This is a genomic window from Paraglaciecola sp. 20A4, from assembly GCF_011378905.1.
Lineage (GTDB): Bacteria > Pseudomonadota > Gammaproteobacteria > Enterobacterales > Alteromonadaceae > Paraglaciecola.
The window spans coordinates 1-16,169 of the sequence record NZ_WTPY01000038.1; the positions used below are offsets into that span (position 1 = coordinate 1).

A 16,169-nucleotide genomic window follows, 5' to 3' on the forward strand; every position below is an offset into this window, starting at 1 on the left:
ACTCCGATGATGATTAAAGTCGATATTCTGCTGTGCAATATTAACTAGTGGAATGTGCAAATTGCCGGACGCTTACGTTACTTTGCTCTGGAAGTTAATCGCAGAATAATACCAATTCCAATACATTTTCACTGAGTGGTTAACGATTTACTGAAGTTAATATACTACGCTGGGCATGAATACTGGGGTGTCTATGCTGCAAGCGTCTGAGTTCAATGCGTTAGTGTACTTTCTAAGTATGGCAAACGATGACATGTTAGAAGCTATTTTTCGGGCTACATATAACAAACCATAGCTATTTATTTGATGCATCTAATTGGGGGTTGGTAAGCGAATTTAATGTCTCGGCAAACGCTATGCCTAGGCGAGTTTGTCCTAGTGTGTTGTAGTGAACGTTATCTGAGTGTTTGGGATAGTCATGCCACGATCTATCCGTCGATGTGCTAATAAGGGCAGTGTTGGGTAGCATATTAGTCACGTCGGCCATTGCCGCCCTGACCATATCTGGACCGCTGGGGTATCGTCCATATGTTGAATTAATTTGTCCAATAACAAAAGACATAGTACTCACTTCCAGTTCACTTCGGTATCCGTTAATGAGCCTGAGTAAGTTAGCTTTATAGCTATTTGCGGCCACTTCTTTTGCCGCATCGTTTTCACCTTGCATCCACAGCATTCCTATTATGTTGTAAAGCTTTTCGTCTTGTTCCAAACGCGCCAAATTACTTCGCACATTGGTAAGGTGAAGCGTGTACAGCTGCAGGTTTTGTTTAACGCTTCCACGCTCTACGCGCTTAGCCTTTTCGGCTGTCCATTGAGGATTCCATGCACCGTACAACGACGTTCCACCTTGTACCGTCTTGAGCAACAGATACTCTCGATCCGGATATTTTTCGGCAAGGGTTAATCCTACAAATAACTCGGGGCCAAATTTTTTGGCAATACCATATTTATCTTGATGAAACTTAGATACTTCATAAGACAAAGGTTGCGGCTTTCTACCACCTAAACTGACGCTAACGCGTGATGATACCTTTTGTATGCGTTCGATGACGGATGATGCAAGCTCTTCATAGTTTCCTGCGCCGCCCATATTAGATTGGCCAGCGAGCAACACAACTTGAACGGGATGTTCTGCGGCTTGAGGTGACCCCACAGTTTGTAGTGAAAACGTTACTAACAGCAATAACCCTAATATTTTCGTTATTCTGTGAAACATATTTTTTCCTATTAGTAGTTCCGAGTGGCTTTGAATAAAAAAGCCTATTTCTCATCATAAATGGGAGGATTAATTTTTTCCTAACATTTAGGTAAATATCTCAAAAGAAAGGAAGATTTACACAATGTGAAGGTCTCGGGACTATTGTCTGAATACTTTGTTACACGGCATACTCTGTAATATGCCGTGTAACGATGCTGGGGAGGGGGTTATTTACCTAGTTCCGTTAAGAATTTATCCCACCAGATTAGATAATCGTCGGGACTGATATCAGGCGATAATCCTCTTTCTAGCATGGTTTGATTATAGTGCTTGGCAAAAAAATCATCCCAATATTGGATTTCTTTAGGGTCTTCATCAACCATGCCCATGTCACCGGTTTGTGTTTGCCATAAACTAAGTTGATTTCTAAGTCGGATGAGTTGCGTTTTATATGCCGGATCAGTTGCTAAATTATTGACTTCATCTGGGTCGTTAACCGTATCGTAAAGTTCTTCCGGTGGGCGAGAATCCGCCATAAATAAGGCCTGTTGTGGGGTCAGTTTGCCTTGGGCATGGAGCTTATTCATCAGAGCCATTACTGGATACTGTAGATTTTTATAAGCATTAAAGTCAGTGTAAGGCTTTTCAGGATAGAAATTCTTTATATATTTGAATTGATTATCGCGCACAGCTCTTACCCGATCATCTGTCTCATCGCATCTATCTTTATGAGCATATACATAGTCTCTGGTTTCTTTGTGTGGCCCAAACATCACTTTTCCTTCAATATATTGAGGCACCTTTATTCCAGCCAAGTCCATACTGGTAGGCATTATATCGATGAGGCTCACTAACGTATCGTTGCTTTGATTTGCTGGTATTCCTTTACCCCATACAATAAGTGGTACGCGTAAACCACCATCATATAACCATTGTTTGTCGCGCAGCATGGCTCTGCCGTGATCACCAAAAATAAATACTATACTGTTATCAAGTACACCGGCTTCCTCTAGTTCATCGAATAACAGGCCTACTTTTTTATCAACCGTTTGCACGGTTTCCAAATAAAGTGCCCAATCACGCCGAGTTATCTCGTGATCTGGATAATAGCTTGGTAATTTAACGTCTTTTGGATTAATGGGATCATCTGGGTCGGCTATAAATGTTCGATGTGTCTCACTATAATTAATTTGTGTAAAAAACGGTTTATCAGCATATTTCTTTTGGTAGGTTTTCCAGGCTGATTTATCTAAAATTTTAGTGTCAATGGGGGCGTGAGTATAAGCTCCTCCCGAATATTTTACCTCACCGTCTTGGGCATCAAATGCGTTCACCGTAGGTGTGAAATTAAAATCTGTTTTTTGTTTTGGTCCCATTAACAAGCTCACATAACCTGCGTCACGCATATATTCGGATACCATTCTCACATCTTTTGGCAAAGTGTAGTTATCGCTTAAGTGACTTCTATGGTGCTGTGCGCCAATACTAGTGGCATGCATACCCGTAAAAATTGCTGAGCGTGCGGTAGAGCAAACCGCCGCGGTGGCAAAGGCGTTGCTATAGCTAACGCCCTCACTGGCTATTCTATCTAGGTTGGGGGTTTTTACTGCCGGGGTGCCGTTGTAGGCTAAATCTAATGAAATATCTTCTAGTACCACCCAGATGATATTCGGTTGCGTAGCCGACGGATGAGTCGACTTCATATTAGAGACCCCTTCGGTTGCCGAAGCAGTATTTGAGATCAGTAAAGATAATAGGATAAGAACGTATTTAGTTGATTTCACGTGTGGCTGCTCCTGATTCTAAGCGGGTTTGGCGTGCTTCTATGCTTCGCATTATTTGCTCCATTTCGTTCACTTTTTGCGGCAGTTTCTTGGCAAGGTTCGTGTCTTCATGAATATCAGGTACTAAGTTGAAGAGTTGAGGCGTGTTCATTGTACCGGGATCAATATTCTTCTTCTTTACGACAAAGCCGGCATTTTTATCTGTAGCTCGTATGTATTTATAGCTTCCGCTGCGCAGTGAAAGAGTATGAGGGGTTTCTTCTATTAGCGTCTTTCTGGCGAGTAAGTTCGGATTAAAAAGCGCAGGCAAATAGTTTTCGCTATCAATGGCTTCTTTTTCATCAAGCGTTAAACCGAGTAGGCTGGCGATAGAAGCATAAATATCGATTTGGCTTATTAGTGAATCACTCACCCCTGCGCTGATTTTAGAGGGATAATGTACGATGAACGGAACGCGTGTACCCGCTTCATAAGCACTGTATTTACCACCTTTAAAAGGGCCATTGGCTTTATGTTCACCAATTAACGTTAAAGCTTCATCATCGTAGCCATCAGTCAGCACTGCACCGTTATCAGAGGTAAATATAATAAGGGTATTGTTTAATAGGTTATTGGCTTTTAAATGTTCAACAACTTGGCCGGTAATCCAATCCATTTGCACAATGGCATCACCACGCACGCCCATAGTCGTTGCGCCTTTAAATCTATCATTCGGTAAGCGAGGTACATGAATGTCATGAAATGAAAAGAATAAGAAAAAGGGATTGTTTTTGTTATCCGAAATAAAGCTATTGGCCTTTTCAGTGGTCACGGTAGAAAAGTCTTCATCTACCCATTCAGCTGACTTTCCTCCTGCCATCCAACCTATTCGACTCACACCATTGATAATACTTTGACTATGCTGACTATCTGCTTGCTGACGCAATAACTCAGGGTGCTCATAGCCGGTCGGCCTGTTACCGATTTTCTTGGTGTAATCAACATAAAGAGGATCATTCTTATCTAGGTTCACGACGTTATGATTTTCCAGATATACCGAAGGCACCCTGTCGCCTGTTGCAGGGATTAAAAAGCTGTAGTCAAAACCAATTTCTAAAGGACCGGGTTTAACGTCCTCGTTCCAATCCACCGGGGCCGTATCGGCGCCTAAACCAAGGTGCCACTTACCCACTACGCCGGTTGTATAGCCAGCTTTTTTTAATAATTTGGGTAAAGTCGGTTGTTCGGGCGAAATGACCATAGCGGCGTCGCCCTTTAAGATTCGTATGTTTTTTCTAAAGGCATGCTCACCTGTTAACAACGAGTATCTAGAAGGTGTGCAAGTCGCTGCTGAGCTATGGGCGTCTGTAAATTTGATCCCATTCGCGGCCAACTTGTCGACATGTGCAGTGGTGACACTTTTTGCGCCATAGGCGCTTATGTCTCCGTAGCCTAAATCATCAACATAAAATATGACGATGTTTGGTTTGGGTACTTCCTCAATGTGTGTCGGGGTATCTGCAAATGCATTTGAGCAAACGCTTAGCACTGCCATGCCTGATAGGATAAAAAATAAATTTTTCATTTCGATAATTTAATCCAGTTAATTCATCTGTTTTGATGGTGACCGAGGCGAAATATATTTATTCACATTACCATTACTTTTACCGCGGGTAAATCGTTGTCCTCTTCAGTAATCATATTTATTTACATCCTATTTTTTATGGTAATTCCTCATGGTACTGATTTTATTGATCTTTATTGATATTTTGTAATGCGATAATAATAATATGTTAATGATTCTGGTATTTAAACTAGCGGTATCTGAATTTTTATGTGATATTTAGGGGTATCGTTGTCCCTTGACTGTAAACTAGACTCGTCCGCAATTCGTTAAAGAGGAATTATGAAAATAAAACATATTTTATTGGTTGGTGGCGCAGTAATTGCGTCTGTTATGGGATTATCAAGTTGCTCAAATCCTGATAGAGAAATGTCGACTGACACGCAAACGAATGATTTGTTAAGTGAAAAGCGCCCAAATGTCGTTATTTTCTACGTAGATGACCTAGGGTACGGTGATATAAGTAGTTATGGTATGACTGCCATAGAAACACCAAATGTGGATGCTTTAGCTGATGAGGGCATAAAATTTACTGATGCTCATAGTACTGCTGCCACATGCACTCCCTCAAGATATTCAATGTTGACAGGGCAGTATGCTTTTAGAAGCAATGCAGCCATCTTACCCGGTGATGCCCCCCTTATCATTGACCATACTAAGCCAACGCTCCCTAAAATGTTTCAGCGAGCCGGTTATACTACCGGCGTAGTAGGTAAGTGGCACTTAGGACTTGGCGATGGTTTTGTTGATTGGAACAAAGATGTTAAGCCGGGGCCAATTGAATTAGGGTTTGATTACAGCTTTTTGATGCCTGCTACGGGTGACCGAGTACCTACCGTTTTTCTAGAAAATCATAACGTGGTTAACTTAGATCCCAATGATCCCATAACAGTCAGCTATGAAAAAAGAATCGGACATAGGCCTGTTGGAACAGAATCGCCTGAGACTCTAAAGCAAACCGCTGATCTGCAACATAGTGCAACCGTTGTAAACGGTATCAGCCGTATCGGCTGGATGGCCGGAGGTAAATCGGCCGAGTGGGTAGATGAAGATATTCCGCTGGTGTTTACCGATAAAGCTATTTCGTTTATTCAGGAAAATAAAGATCAGCCTTTTATGTTGTACTTTCCGTTTCATGATATTCATGTTCCTCGAGTGCCAAACAAAATGTTTGCTGGTAAATCCGGTATGGGACCAAGAGGCGACGCGATTTTACAAATGGATTGGATGACAGGGCGTATTGTTGACGAACTTAAAAAACAGGGGCTATACGACAACACGTTGATAGTATTCTCAAGTGATAATGGCCCGGTAATGGATGACGGCTACAATGACCAAGCCGAAGAGTTGCGGGGCGATCATGATCCTGCTGGTGGATTCAAAGGTGGCAAATACAGTGCTTATGAAGCGGGCACACGTGTTCCGATGATTGTTACTTATCCAAACGGCTTGATTCAAAATGGTGAAAGCGATGCGTTGCTTAGTCATATTGATTTTTACGCCTCATTTGCTGAGTTAATTGGCGCGACGCTAGAAAAAGGTGCAGCATCTGACAGTGTTAACGTACTACCGGCGTTACTGGACAGCCGAGCAAGTGCGCGTCAGGAAATGCTCGAGGAGTCTTTTACCTTGGCACTTAGAAACGGTGATTGGAAATACATAGAGCCGTTTAATGGCCAAACACCTGATTGGTTAGTGAATAAAACAGCGATAGCGAATGGCCTGCAAACGTCAGCGCAACTTTTTGATTTGTCGAAGGACAAATTTGAACAACATAATGTCGCCGAGCAACATCCAGAATTGGTGACTAAATTTCAAGCTCGTTTAAATGCAATCAAAAAGTAATTGAAGACTTGGGTTTACTCGTCTTTGAAAAATCAGCATTTGGATCCGTTACAATTATTTCGCCAGAAATTCATTGTTCGATCCAAGTGCTGAAATGCGTATTGATATACAAAGTGAAATTTTCTGTTATCGGTGATGTAGAGACAAATGAGACCCTATAATATAAAAGAAGGTTACACGATCACTTCTAAAAGCAATATTTCCCTGTAGTATCGGCTCTTTAATTTCCCTGACAGTAAAGTAGATAGGTATAAAGCTATTTGCAATAATGCGTTAGAGAGCGTTTAGGTTCTAGGTAAACAAGACCAATAATTTTGACAAGGATATAAGCAGTTGAACGTGACGAAGTGGTATGCAGCAGATGGAGTAGGTATGAAAAAGATAACATTTTACGCTTTATTGTTTTCTTTTATGTGGGCAGCACTTTTCAGCGTCGCCAGTGTTGCGGGGGATACAAATAGCGCTCCGCTACCTTACTATACTTCTTCCACAGCACCGTCCCCAGCACCGTCAAAAGTGCCTTCTAAAGCATCTTCTAGTGCGTCTAATAAAGCGGCCTCAATCACCGCTTCTAAAATCAATACACCACATTACGTTGGCGCGCAAGCTTGCCAAAGTTGCCATCAAAGTGAATATGAACAGTGGCAACAGTCCGATCATTTTAAAGCCATGCAAGAAGCGACCAAAGACAGTGTGTTAGGTGACTTCGCGGATACTGATGTTGAGTTTCACAATATAAAAACGCGCTTTTTTGTCGAAAACGGCCATTACAAAATCACTACCACCAATAAACAAAATAAAGTTGAAACATTTGATGTGCCGTACACGTTTGGCTTTTATCCTTTGCAGCAATACTTAGTCGATGTCGGTGAGGGGAAACTGCAAGCGTTTAACATTGCCTGGGACAGCCGCAGCGAAGAAGAGGGCGGCCAGCGCTGGTTTCATTTACAACCGATTGAAAAAATAACTCCGCAGCACCCATTTTTTTGGCAACGTCACTTTCAAAACTGGAATAGCCGCTGCGCCGATTGTCACACCACAGATTTAAAACGTAATTTTGAACCGAAAACCAATGTGTTTCATACCCAATTTAGTGAAGTGAATGTGGCCTGCGAGAGCTGCCACGGCCCCGCAGGACAGCATATTGAGCTGGCAAACAGCAATGCTTTAACGCCAGATCAATCGGGATTTACTCAGGTACTGCCAGCGCTGAAGAATTTTGCTTTTAGTGAAGGTAACCCTATCGCCCATGCCGATGGCAAACCGAATAACAGTGAGGTAAACGTCTGTGCTCGTTGCCATTCATTACGCACTCCTTTAAGTTATCCATTTTCTGATGCAGACGCCAAGCAGCCTCAGCAAAGCTTTGTGGATGACAACCGACTCGAGTGGATCCGCGGCCCGTTTTATCATGCTAACGGCAGCATCAATGAAGAGGTGTTTGTGGCAGGCTCGTTTATGCAAAGCAAAATGCAACATGCCGGCGTAACGTGCTCAAATTGCCATAACGCACATACAGGGAAAGTTAAAATTCAGGGTAACGGCCTATGCTTGCAATGCCACCAGGCTGACACCTTTAATAGCCCAGAGCATCATCACCATACCCCGCAAACAGACGGTGCTATGTGCGTGAACTGTCACATGCCCGAAAAAACCTATATGGGCGTGGATGACAGACGGGATCATAGTTTTTTAATTCCTGATCTGCGCTTTAACAACGCAGCAAGTGAGCCACAAACCTGTTTAGCCTGTCATGACAAAGGCGACAAGCATTGGCGAGAAGCCAGTCAAAAAGTATGGGGCAGCAATACCAAACACAACGCGTGGCAAACCGCCCGTCAACATGTGCAAAATGTTGCTCCTCAGGGACTGGACGAAGCCATAGCGTTTATTCAAAACCCTGATAACAGCCGCTTACGCCAAGCGTCTTTATTGGCTGACTTAAGTCAATATCGCTCCCAGCAAGGGGTGGACATTGCCCTTGAGAGCCTTGACAGTGAAGACACCTTATTGCGCCGGGCAGCCATTGAGTCCCTAGAAATTCTTAGCCCACAAGCACGTTGGCAGGTATTGAGCGCAAAATTGAATGAGCCGAGTAAGTCGGTACGCTTTGAAATGGCCAGGTTATTAGTGGATAGCGTGGGTCAGTTGTCACGTGCTGATAAAGCGAAACTGATGCCCCTGCTAAATGAGTACCGTGACATGCTTGAGCTGAACGCTGATTCGCCTATCACCCAATTGGCCATCGGTCATTTGCATACCAGCCTAGGCGATCTGGCTTCTGCGGAGCAGGCTTACCAAACCGCTTACAAAATCGAACCCAGTTATATACCGGTGCTAATTCAAATCTCTGAGTTTTACCGCCAGCAGGGCCAAGACGAAAAAGGCGCGGGGTATTTAACCAAGGCACTGAACGTTGAGCCGAACAATGCCCAAGCCAATCACGCGCTAGGTTTATTCAAAATTCGCCAGAAACAATATGGGAACGCGCTGGCGAACTTGAAAATATCAGCACACAGCGATGAAGCATTGCCGTCTTTTGCTTATATTTATGCCGTTGCCCTTGACCACCAAAGCCACACTAATGTGGCTATCAGTGAATTGGAACAAGCCCATCAGCGCTGGCCAGCTGATACTGACGTGCTAAGTGCGCTCATCAGCTATTTAAACAAAACAGGCCAAACGGGGAAAGCGCAGCAATATCAATCTAAATTGCGCGCGTTGCAACAATAGAGGCTACGTTGGGCAGAGACGAAGGGATGAATTTATTGTCTTTTAGCAATACTTCTGACCTTTTTCGCATTGCTTCAACAGTCTGTCGCCGTTAATACAGCAACCTTAAGTTCAGGTTCTTATTGTGTCGGATTTGAAGGATTTGACTTGAATCATTAGGTTCGACGCTTTTTGGCAAAAACAAAACATACCGCTCTAGGTGTCGCAAGGGACATCCATGTGCCAATCGTCTTTGTATTAAATTATTTGAATAATTCCCAGGCCCTTTTCTTCGAGGGTTTAGCGGATTGACCTCGCATAGCAACGGGAACATCAGGTTAGTATGAATGAGGCTAATAAGTTCTTCTTTCAAGCATCTAAATCCGCTATTTACCCCTCCGAAAGCCTTAATAAAGCGTTTTTAAAAAATGGATACTAGCAAGCTTCACGTGAGCTTGGATTTTGAATCAGACTATTCAGGAAATTGAATCTTTAATGGCAGTATCACCGATGCTGGCTTCGATGGCCTAGTGAGCTCGCAGTAAAAACGCCAGTGGACAATACGTGCAAGATATCGATCTAACCGTTTCTTTTGATTGTGCGGCTAAATTAACCAATTACTTTTTTACTCAGTAACGTTTATAAAGTGGGTAATTTATTCCTACTAGGGCAGCCTTTAAAATACCGAAAAATATTCGGCCCCCTTAATTACTGGGCGCTCTGACCTAATTTCTAGCCGCCAAATTTTTTGGCCTAAAGGTTGCAAATTCCCAATGTAAGTCAAGAGCAATAACGCTCTTTACAGAAGGAGATACCCATGAGTGATGTGATTACAGGTTTGTTTAAAAATCCAGCCGAAGCCAGTGCAGCCATAAGCATGCTAGAACACAAAGGGTTCAGTGATGCGAATATCTCGTTAGTGGCTAACGACTCAATTACAAAAGACAGTTTCGCCTTGACTGATCATTCTAAGTTGCCCGAAGGCGTCGCCATTGGAGCAACTTCTGGTGGTGTGTTGGCTGCTATTGTGGGCGGCCTTGCAGCGGTTGGCGTCGTTGCAACAGGTGGTGTCGGTGTTTTAGCCAGCGGGCCATTAGTCGCGGCATTAGCGGCGGGCGGCGCAGGTGCGGCTGCTGGTGGTATCATCGGCGGGGCAATCGGCTTAGCCATTCCTGAACATGAGGTTAAATTTTACGAAGACGCGATCGAAAAAGGCTCGGTCTTGGTCGGTGTCCATTATGATAACAGCGATCAAAAAGACATAATCAAAGAAACGTTCAAGCATTTTGATGATGTTAAAGTGGCTTCTGCATAACGTCGCGCTATAAGATGTGGTGCGCTTAGCGCACCACATAACTAGATTAAACAGCGTTTTTAACGTTAGCTAGTGCGTTCGAGTATTCGGGACATATGTAGTCTTTGCTCGCCGTCACATTTCCTCTTGTGAAATTAACACTTTTTTATTCAATACAATGTAAGTGAACACATTTGCAGGCAGTAAAGAGGTCAGCCGTCATCCTTTTTCAGGCAGCTCTTTTTCAAGCGAACCAAGCTAATCTAAACCAAACCAAACATCCTAATTTATGCCATGCATGCCCACTCTTTGCAGATTTGGCTCAAGCATGCTTATTTGAGTGTGACGGTCTGCACTAACTGACATCACGTGCACTGAGCAAAATTACTTAGCACGATTGAGCATCTAATCTTATCTCGTTAATTAACATTCTGAGGCAGCGTTGTCGTCGGCAATATTATGTTTTCTCGCCGTAAAAAAACTTTTTGACATCACAAATAAACATCTGATGTTTACATAGGTTTAATGTTGTTGTACATTTCAGTAACAAAATGTTCCAGTTCGTACATTGACTTTAATGCGGTGCATTTTTACTTAAGCGGCAAATCGCGCATTAAATTACCAATTCAATCATTGGCTTTATATGTCTTCATTTTGTCGCTCGCGAATAACACTTATTTAAAAAAGAGTGAGGAATGGGAACACATGAATATATATTTAGCGTGTAAAACGCTCGCAAAACCATTGTTTTTTGTTGGTGGATTACTGCTCAGCAGCGGCGCCTCGGCAGGCTTAATTAACGGTGATTTTTCTGATGGCTTATATGGTTGGTCAGGAGATATTAATTATTACAGCGTCGATGCTGACGAAGAAATAGCAGCCTATGACATCAACTTTACCGAGTACACGGACAACTATTTCACTGGCTCAAACAGCGTGACACTCAACACATCAGCCAATTCCGCAATGGAATACTGGGGGGTATATTTATTTCAAGCATTTATGGTTGCTGATAATTCGTCACTTATTTCATTGGCGTTTGACTCGTTAGCGGACAGCGCTTACGTGACATTGGTTGATGATAATGGCGACCTTCTGCATGATTTTATGCTTGACGGTCTAAGCGCTGATATCAGCGCATTGGCTGGCTCGTCAGTTGCGTTGGAATTTGGCATTGAAGACTTTAATTATAATTACGACGACTACTTAACCGTATCCAATATTTCTATTAGCCAGAGCGCTAACGCGGTATCTGCACCCAATACCTTTGCTCTTTTTTTGCTGGGCTTATTAGCCGTCCGCCTAACATCTGTTTCAGGTAAAAAGGCGTTTTAGTTTCTTACTTGTACTGATTGCCTTTACTGGCGACGTCATAACAGTGACTTCGCCAACCGCTTTGAATTTTTGGAGAACACAAATGTTTAATCCTAGTGATCATTGGGTTTATTTACATGCGCTAAAAGGTGCCTCGCGCGCCATAATGCGTTTGATTTTTTTAACACTCGTCTGCCAGCTGTCTTTCAATGTCTATGCTGCAGAAGAAGGCACTTGGGTGACAGTCGAGTCAGCCAGTATTGCGCAAAGTGAACGCTACACCAAACGCCGCGCGGGGTATTACACTTACAATAATATTATCGTTTCAGATGCCTCTGCACTTTCTGACAAATTACGCTTAGTGGTGACCGATACCAGCCACGCCGTGTTAGACGCTGATGGTGTAACCGAGAGCGGAGCACCTTATTTTGACATCGCTTCGCCAAGTGAGCAGATACAAATTTACTTCGAAATAAAGCGAGGAGCACTGAATTACCACGCCATATTGCAGCAATTTGTATCAGCTGATGTGACTGACGACAATTTATTGTTAGTGGCGAATATGGCGCCTAGTTCACACTGGGATCGCGCTGCTCTGGCTAACGTTATACAAGGCAATAGCGCCGAAGAAGCGGTGGCCACATTGATTGGCGCTGCCAATAGTAATGTTTACATCATCTTTGATATCGTGCAAAGCAATCATATAGTCTTTAGCTTTAGCCAAGATGATACGCCGCAAAATCGCGTTATAAGTTGGGAAGCAGCCCATAAAACAGACAGTGGCTGGGTTGTGCTTAAAAGCTGGAGTGACGCTAACGCAGGTATCAATACCTTTACCGCTAATCCGAATGTGTCAGCGAATAAAATTCGTTTTAGATTCAGAGCCACTGATGGCGCGAATCTAGGTATTAATCAACTCTCGGTTATTAGCAAAGTAGACGATTCGACACCCACACCGGACCCTGAACCAGACCCTGATGGCGAAACAATACTGGATACCGATTTAAGCGGTTACACCGGTTACACTGATGAAAATGGCGTGACGACGGTCAATGTTGGCTTTTTCGAAAATGCGGTATTTGACGACAGCCCAACTGAGCTAGTCGCTGAAGACGAGTTCGTTGATACAGTAAATGACACGGCGCGTTTAAAAACTGCACTCAATCAAGCAAAAAGAGAAACCGGTGGCGGCGTAGTGGTGCTTCGGGCTAATGCTAATGGGCAAAATCGTTTTAGTTTGTCACATATCGCAGTGCCATCTAACGTGCGTATTGAAGTTGAGCCATGTGTTGTATTAGAAATGCGTGGTATCAAAGAAGATCTTTACCCCACAAGTGCAAATGATCATAAAAATAAGAACAAACCTAATCGTCAATTTTTGTTCTCATTTGGCCGTAGTAATGGCCCTGGTAATCTATTGTCAGAGCGGGTTGAAAACGTCGAAGTACGCTCTACCATACCAGGTCAAAAATTCACCATAGACGCCAACACAAACATGCCGCATAACTACGGTTATATGAACGGTGGCAATGGTAATGGCGTAGTGAACTTGACGCGTGCTATCCCCATTGGTTTATTTTATGTGAAGAACTTTGCTATTTCAGATATCAACATTGAAGATAATCACACTGAATCGGTTGCAGTGCAGATGTTTGCTGATGCGGATTATAAAGATGGTGCATTTGCTTATCGCTTTGGCTCTAAGCCGGTTTTCTTGCAAGACCGGTACGTAAAAAATCCAGAAGGCAGTGCCAACCTCAACAAACCGATGAATCCGGCTAATATCCCATTAGCGACAAACGAAAATGGCGACTTTGTTAACGATTCAGGCGATGTTATCCCCGACATGTTTGCCATTCAACGCAACCCTACCTATGGTCGTACGCCCTTGAAAGGCTCGATTAAGAACATCAAAGCAAGTCATGCTCATACTGGCTATGGCGTAGTGCAAGTGTACGGCGGTGATTGGATCGAAATTGATAATATTGAAGCATTCAATGGTATCGGTGTGCGGGTAGAAGCGGGCAATGGTACTGATAACGACAACTTTAATCGCTCAGGCCCGTATTTATCGTCAATGAATAAAATCAATATCTCGAACGTTAAAGTCACTAATGGTTTCACTGGGGTGTGGTTAAAGCCGCATTCGAAAGTAATGAAAGACATAAGCGTTGAGAATATCGAAGCGATAGACAGCGGTACCGCGATACTTGTTGGCAAAGGCTCGTTTAACTGTAAAACCAGTTGTCGCGACTTGACCCGAGGCCGAATTAATAACTTAGTGATAAAAGGGGATATCACCTTAAGACAAACCGTGTTTGATGCACCTGTTGCTGAGGTTGGCAATAATATTACCTATTTGATAACCGATGCCCACAGGCAATATTTAGCCAACCTTAACGGTAAAACGGTTGATCAACTGACCCGTAATGATTTACAACAGAAGACGGTGACAGGCCAGCAAACACCTGAACAATTAGCGGCATTGACCCCTGATAGCTTCGATAATCCGTCTGGTACGCGTTGGTATAAAATATTCCCAACGGCACCTGTTTTAGCACTATCTATGTTGTCTGCAACAGAAGTGGGCAATGAGTCAGCTAAGGTAGGTTTTTACCCGGTCGATTTTTCTAAAGCAAATATCGTGTCTGATGGTTTACCTGCTGATACCTTAATTTTGTATCGCTCAGATATGCGCAACCCTGACGGAACTGCCGCTACCGATTTCATCAATAAGTAATGTGTTGTTCAGCATCGGCCAGCCTCGTCAATCGGACGGGCCTGTGCTGAGCGAACAAGTCAACTGTGCGAACGAGTCATTAGTGAGTAAGGAGTCATCAACGTGAGTAAGGAGTCGTCAACGTGAGTAAGGAGTCGTCAACGTGAGTAAGAAGTCATCAACGTGATCGGGATAGGCGCGTTAGCTAGCTCTTGCATTCAACCTCGTTCATATTTTGGCTACGCCTAGTCGCGCATTTTAAAAACGTTTAAAAAGGTAAATATGACCAAGCAAATATACGCGACCAAGGCACTCGTTTTCAGTGCCTTGTTTACACTTCATTCTCAGGCTGGTACTGAAGTCCTTCTGCCTTTGTCTGACCCAGATAACAAAGGTGACTGGTCTTTGAATACCGAGGTCAGCGACGAATTCAATCGCAGTAGCCTAGATGAAGATCGCTGGTTTATCGTCGGCAAATTTAAAGACGGTAAGCCCCAATATGTCCACCCTGATAAACCCGATAAATGGGTATGGAAGGGCAGGGCACCGTCGCAATTTTCTGGGCGTAATCACCGCTTGGAAGATGGAAAGTTGATGTTAGAAGCGCGTTGGGAGCCAGACTTTCCCTTTTCGGACGAAATCAGAAAGCCGGTTTTTGGTGAGCCAATGAAACATGAAAACATCACAGTGCCATGCTTAATCAACCGCCGTTCATTTACCTACGGGTACGTTGAAATTAAAAGTAAATCAGCCGATGCAGAAGTGACCAGTGCTTTTTGGTCAATGGGCCCAGGCTTAGAATTCGATTTTTTTGAATCTTTTGGCGACAGTCGAGAAGATCCTAAAAAAGATCACCTAGACAGTGAATTGTGGTGGTCTATCCGCGACTGGAAGAAACCGGTCGGCGGTAAACCGAGTTACACCGAACATAAAGATCTTGGCTTTAGAATGGCAGACGACTTTCATGTGTACGGTGTTGAATGGAATGAAAAGGGGGTTAAGTACTATGTCGACGGCAAGTTGCTGTCAACGGTCAGTGCAGACCAGGTCACCGCGTGGGCTAAGGAGAACCGCGAAGGACTCCCTGAAGACTACAATGGCTACGTTGCGACAAAACCGATAAACCTCTGGCTAGACATGGAAACCTTCCCGTGGCACGGCTACCCAAACAGCAAAGAAGATTTAGAAAAGAACAGCCCTGAACACCTGAAAAATGATGGTGTCGTGGACTTCGAGGTGGAATACATCCGCGTGTGGCAAAAGCCAGAACAACTTGGGCAGTAGTCAACACAAATAAGGAGCATCTTTACTACGCAGCAGGAGCGGAGCAAATGATGAATACGTTCAAGCGTCATACCCATCATCAACGGATAAGAGGGGGGGGTAAGGCCAAAGAATTGTTAAAACAAGTATAAAACTGTTTCGCGTGACCACCTGAATATAGTAGATAAGTTCACCACACCACAGCACACCCGAATGTGGTTTGTTTACCTGCCCGTAGTACACAAAGCGTTGCTTTGTTGCCATTGATTACCACGCATTTTGACTAAAAACACCTTTTCGCACCATAAGAATAACCAATGCCAATTGACTTAGAATATTGAGAATAAATTAAGGACTTTTTGAACTGGATGTCTTTATACGTTTTTTGAAGTGGCCAATTTAACATGGCTTTCCTTATAAAGTTATTTGTCGTC

General features: G+C 43.4%; 9 protein-coding genes. 6 read left to right on the top strand and 3 right to left on the bottom strand.

Annotated elements, in window-relative coordinates; translation table 11 throughout:
* Positions 1-295 precede the first annotated feature (295 nt).
* The 3 genes from GQS54_RS20870 to GQS54_RS20880 form a co-directional block, all read right to left on the bottom strand.
* Positions 296-1,219 (bottom strand): sialate O-acetylesterase, encoded by a 924-nt coding sequence (locus GQS54_RS20870; RefSeq protein WP_166425856.1) that lies wholly within the window; start codon positions 1,217-1,219, stop codon positions 296-298.
* A gap of 209 nt (positions 1,220-1,428) precedes the next feature.
* Complete coding sequence (locus tag GQS54_RS20875) at positions 1,429-2,904, bottom strand: sulfatase (protein WP_166425857.1); 1,476 nt, start codon at positions 2,902-2,904, stop codon at positions 1,429-1,431.
* A gap of 67 nt (positions 2,905-2,971) precedes the next feature.
* Entirely contained in the window at positions 2,972-4,549 is a 1,578-nt protein-coding gene (locus GQS54_RS20880; protein WP_166425858.1) for an arylsulfatase, read from the bottom strand.
* A 321-nt stretch (positions 4,550-4,870) separates the two neighbouring features.
* Here GQS54_RS20880 and GQS54_RS20885 point away from each other — a divergent pair, with 321 nt between their 5' ends.
* The 6 genes from GQS54_RS20885 (at position 4,871) to GQS54_RS20910 (ending at position 15,756) form a co-directional block, all read left to right on the top strand.
* Positions 4,871-6,433: an arylsulfatase gene (locus tag GQS54_RS20885; protein ID WP_166425859.1), complete on the top strand. Its 1,563-nt coding sequence runs from the start codon at positions 4,871-4,873 to the stop codon at positions 6,431-6,433.
* A gap of 372 nt (positions 6,434-6,805) precedes the next feature.
* The gene (locus GQS54_RS20890) at positions 6,806-9,166 is read left to right on the top strand and encodes a multiheme c-type cytochrome (RefSeq protein ID WP_240920029.1); all 2,361 of its coding nucleotides are present in this window, start codon (positions 6,806-6,808) and stop codon (positions 9,164-9,166) included.
* Between the two features lie 796 nt (positions 9,167-9,962).
* Complete coding sequence (locus GQS54_RS20895) at positions 9,963-10,460, top strand: hypothetical protein (RefSeq protein ID WP_166425860.1); 498 nt, start codon at positions 9,963-9,965, stop codon at positions 10,458-10,460.
* Between the two features lie 684 nt (positions 10,461-11,144).
* Positions 11,145-11,774 carry a hypothetical protein gene (locus GQS54_RS20900; protein WP_166425861.1) on the top strand — a complete coding sequence of 210 codons (630 nt, stop codon included), beginning with the start codon at positions 11,145-11,147 and terminating at the stop codon, positions 11,772-11,774.
* An 82-nt stretch (positions 11,775-11,856) separates the two neighbouring features.
* Complete coding sequence (locus GQS54_RS20905) at positions 11,857-14,493, top strand: hypothetical protein (RefSeq protein WP_166425862.1); 2,637 nt, start codon at positions 11,857-11,859, stop codon at positions 14,491-14,493.
* 261 nt (positions 14,494-14,754) lie between these two features.
* Positions 14,755-15,756, top strand: a complete 1,002-nt coding sequence (locus GQS54_RS20910; RefSeq protein WP_166425863.1) for a family 16 glycosylhydrolase — start codon at positions 14,755-14,757, stop codon at positions 15,754-15,756.
* Positions 15,757-16,169 lie beyond the last annotated feature (413 nt).

What these genes read in the sequence shown, in the direction of transcription:
- GQS54_RS20895 (WP_166425860.1), top strand. Translation starts at nt 9,963, where the DNA reads ATGAGTGATGTGATTACAGGTTTGTTTAAAAATCCAGCCGAAGCCAGT.
- GQS54_RS20875 (WP_166425857.1), bottom strand. Translation starts at nt 2,904, where the DNA reads ATGAAGTCGACTCATCCGTCGGCTACGCAACCGAATATCATCTGGGTG.
- GQS54_RS20880 (WP_166425858.1), bottom strand. Translation starts at nt 4,549, where the DNA reads ATGAAAAATTTATTTTTTATCCTATCAGGCATGGCAGTGCTAAGCGTT.
- GQS54_RS20885 (WP_166425859.1), top strand. Translation starts at nt 4,871, where the DNA reads ATGAAAATAAAACATATTTTATTGGTTGGTGGCGCAGTAATTGCGTCT.
- GQS54_RS20870 (WP_166425856.1), bottom strand. Translation starts at nt 1,219, where the DNA reads ATGTTTCACAGAATAACGAAAATATTAGGGTTATTGCTGTTAGTAACG.
- GQS54_RS20905 (WP_166425862.1), top strand. Translation starts at nt 11,857, where the DNA reads ATGTTTAATCCTAGTGATCATTGGGTTTATTTACATGCGCTAAAAGGT.
- GQS54_RS20900 (WP_166425861.1), top strand. Translation starts at nt 11,145, where the DNA reads ATGAATATATATTTAGCGTGTAAAACGCTCGCAAAACCATTGTTTTTT.
- GQS54_RS20890 (WP_240920029.1), top strand. Translation starts at nt 6,806, where the DNA reads ATGAAAAAGATAACATTTTACGCTTTATTGTTTTCTTTTATGTGGGCA.
- GQS54_RS20910 (WP_166425863.1), top strand. Translation starts at nt 14,755, where the DNA reads ATGACCAAGCAAATATACGCGACCAAGGCACTCGTTTTCAGTGCCTTG.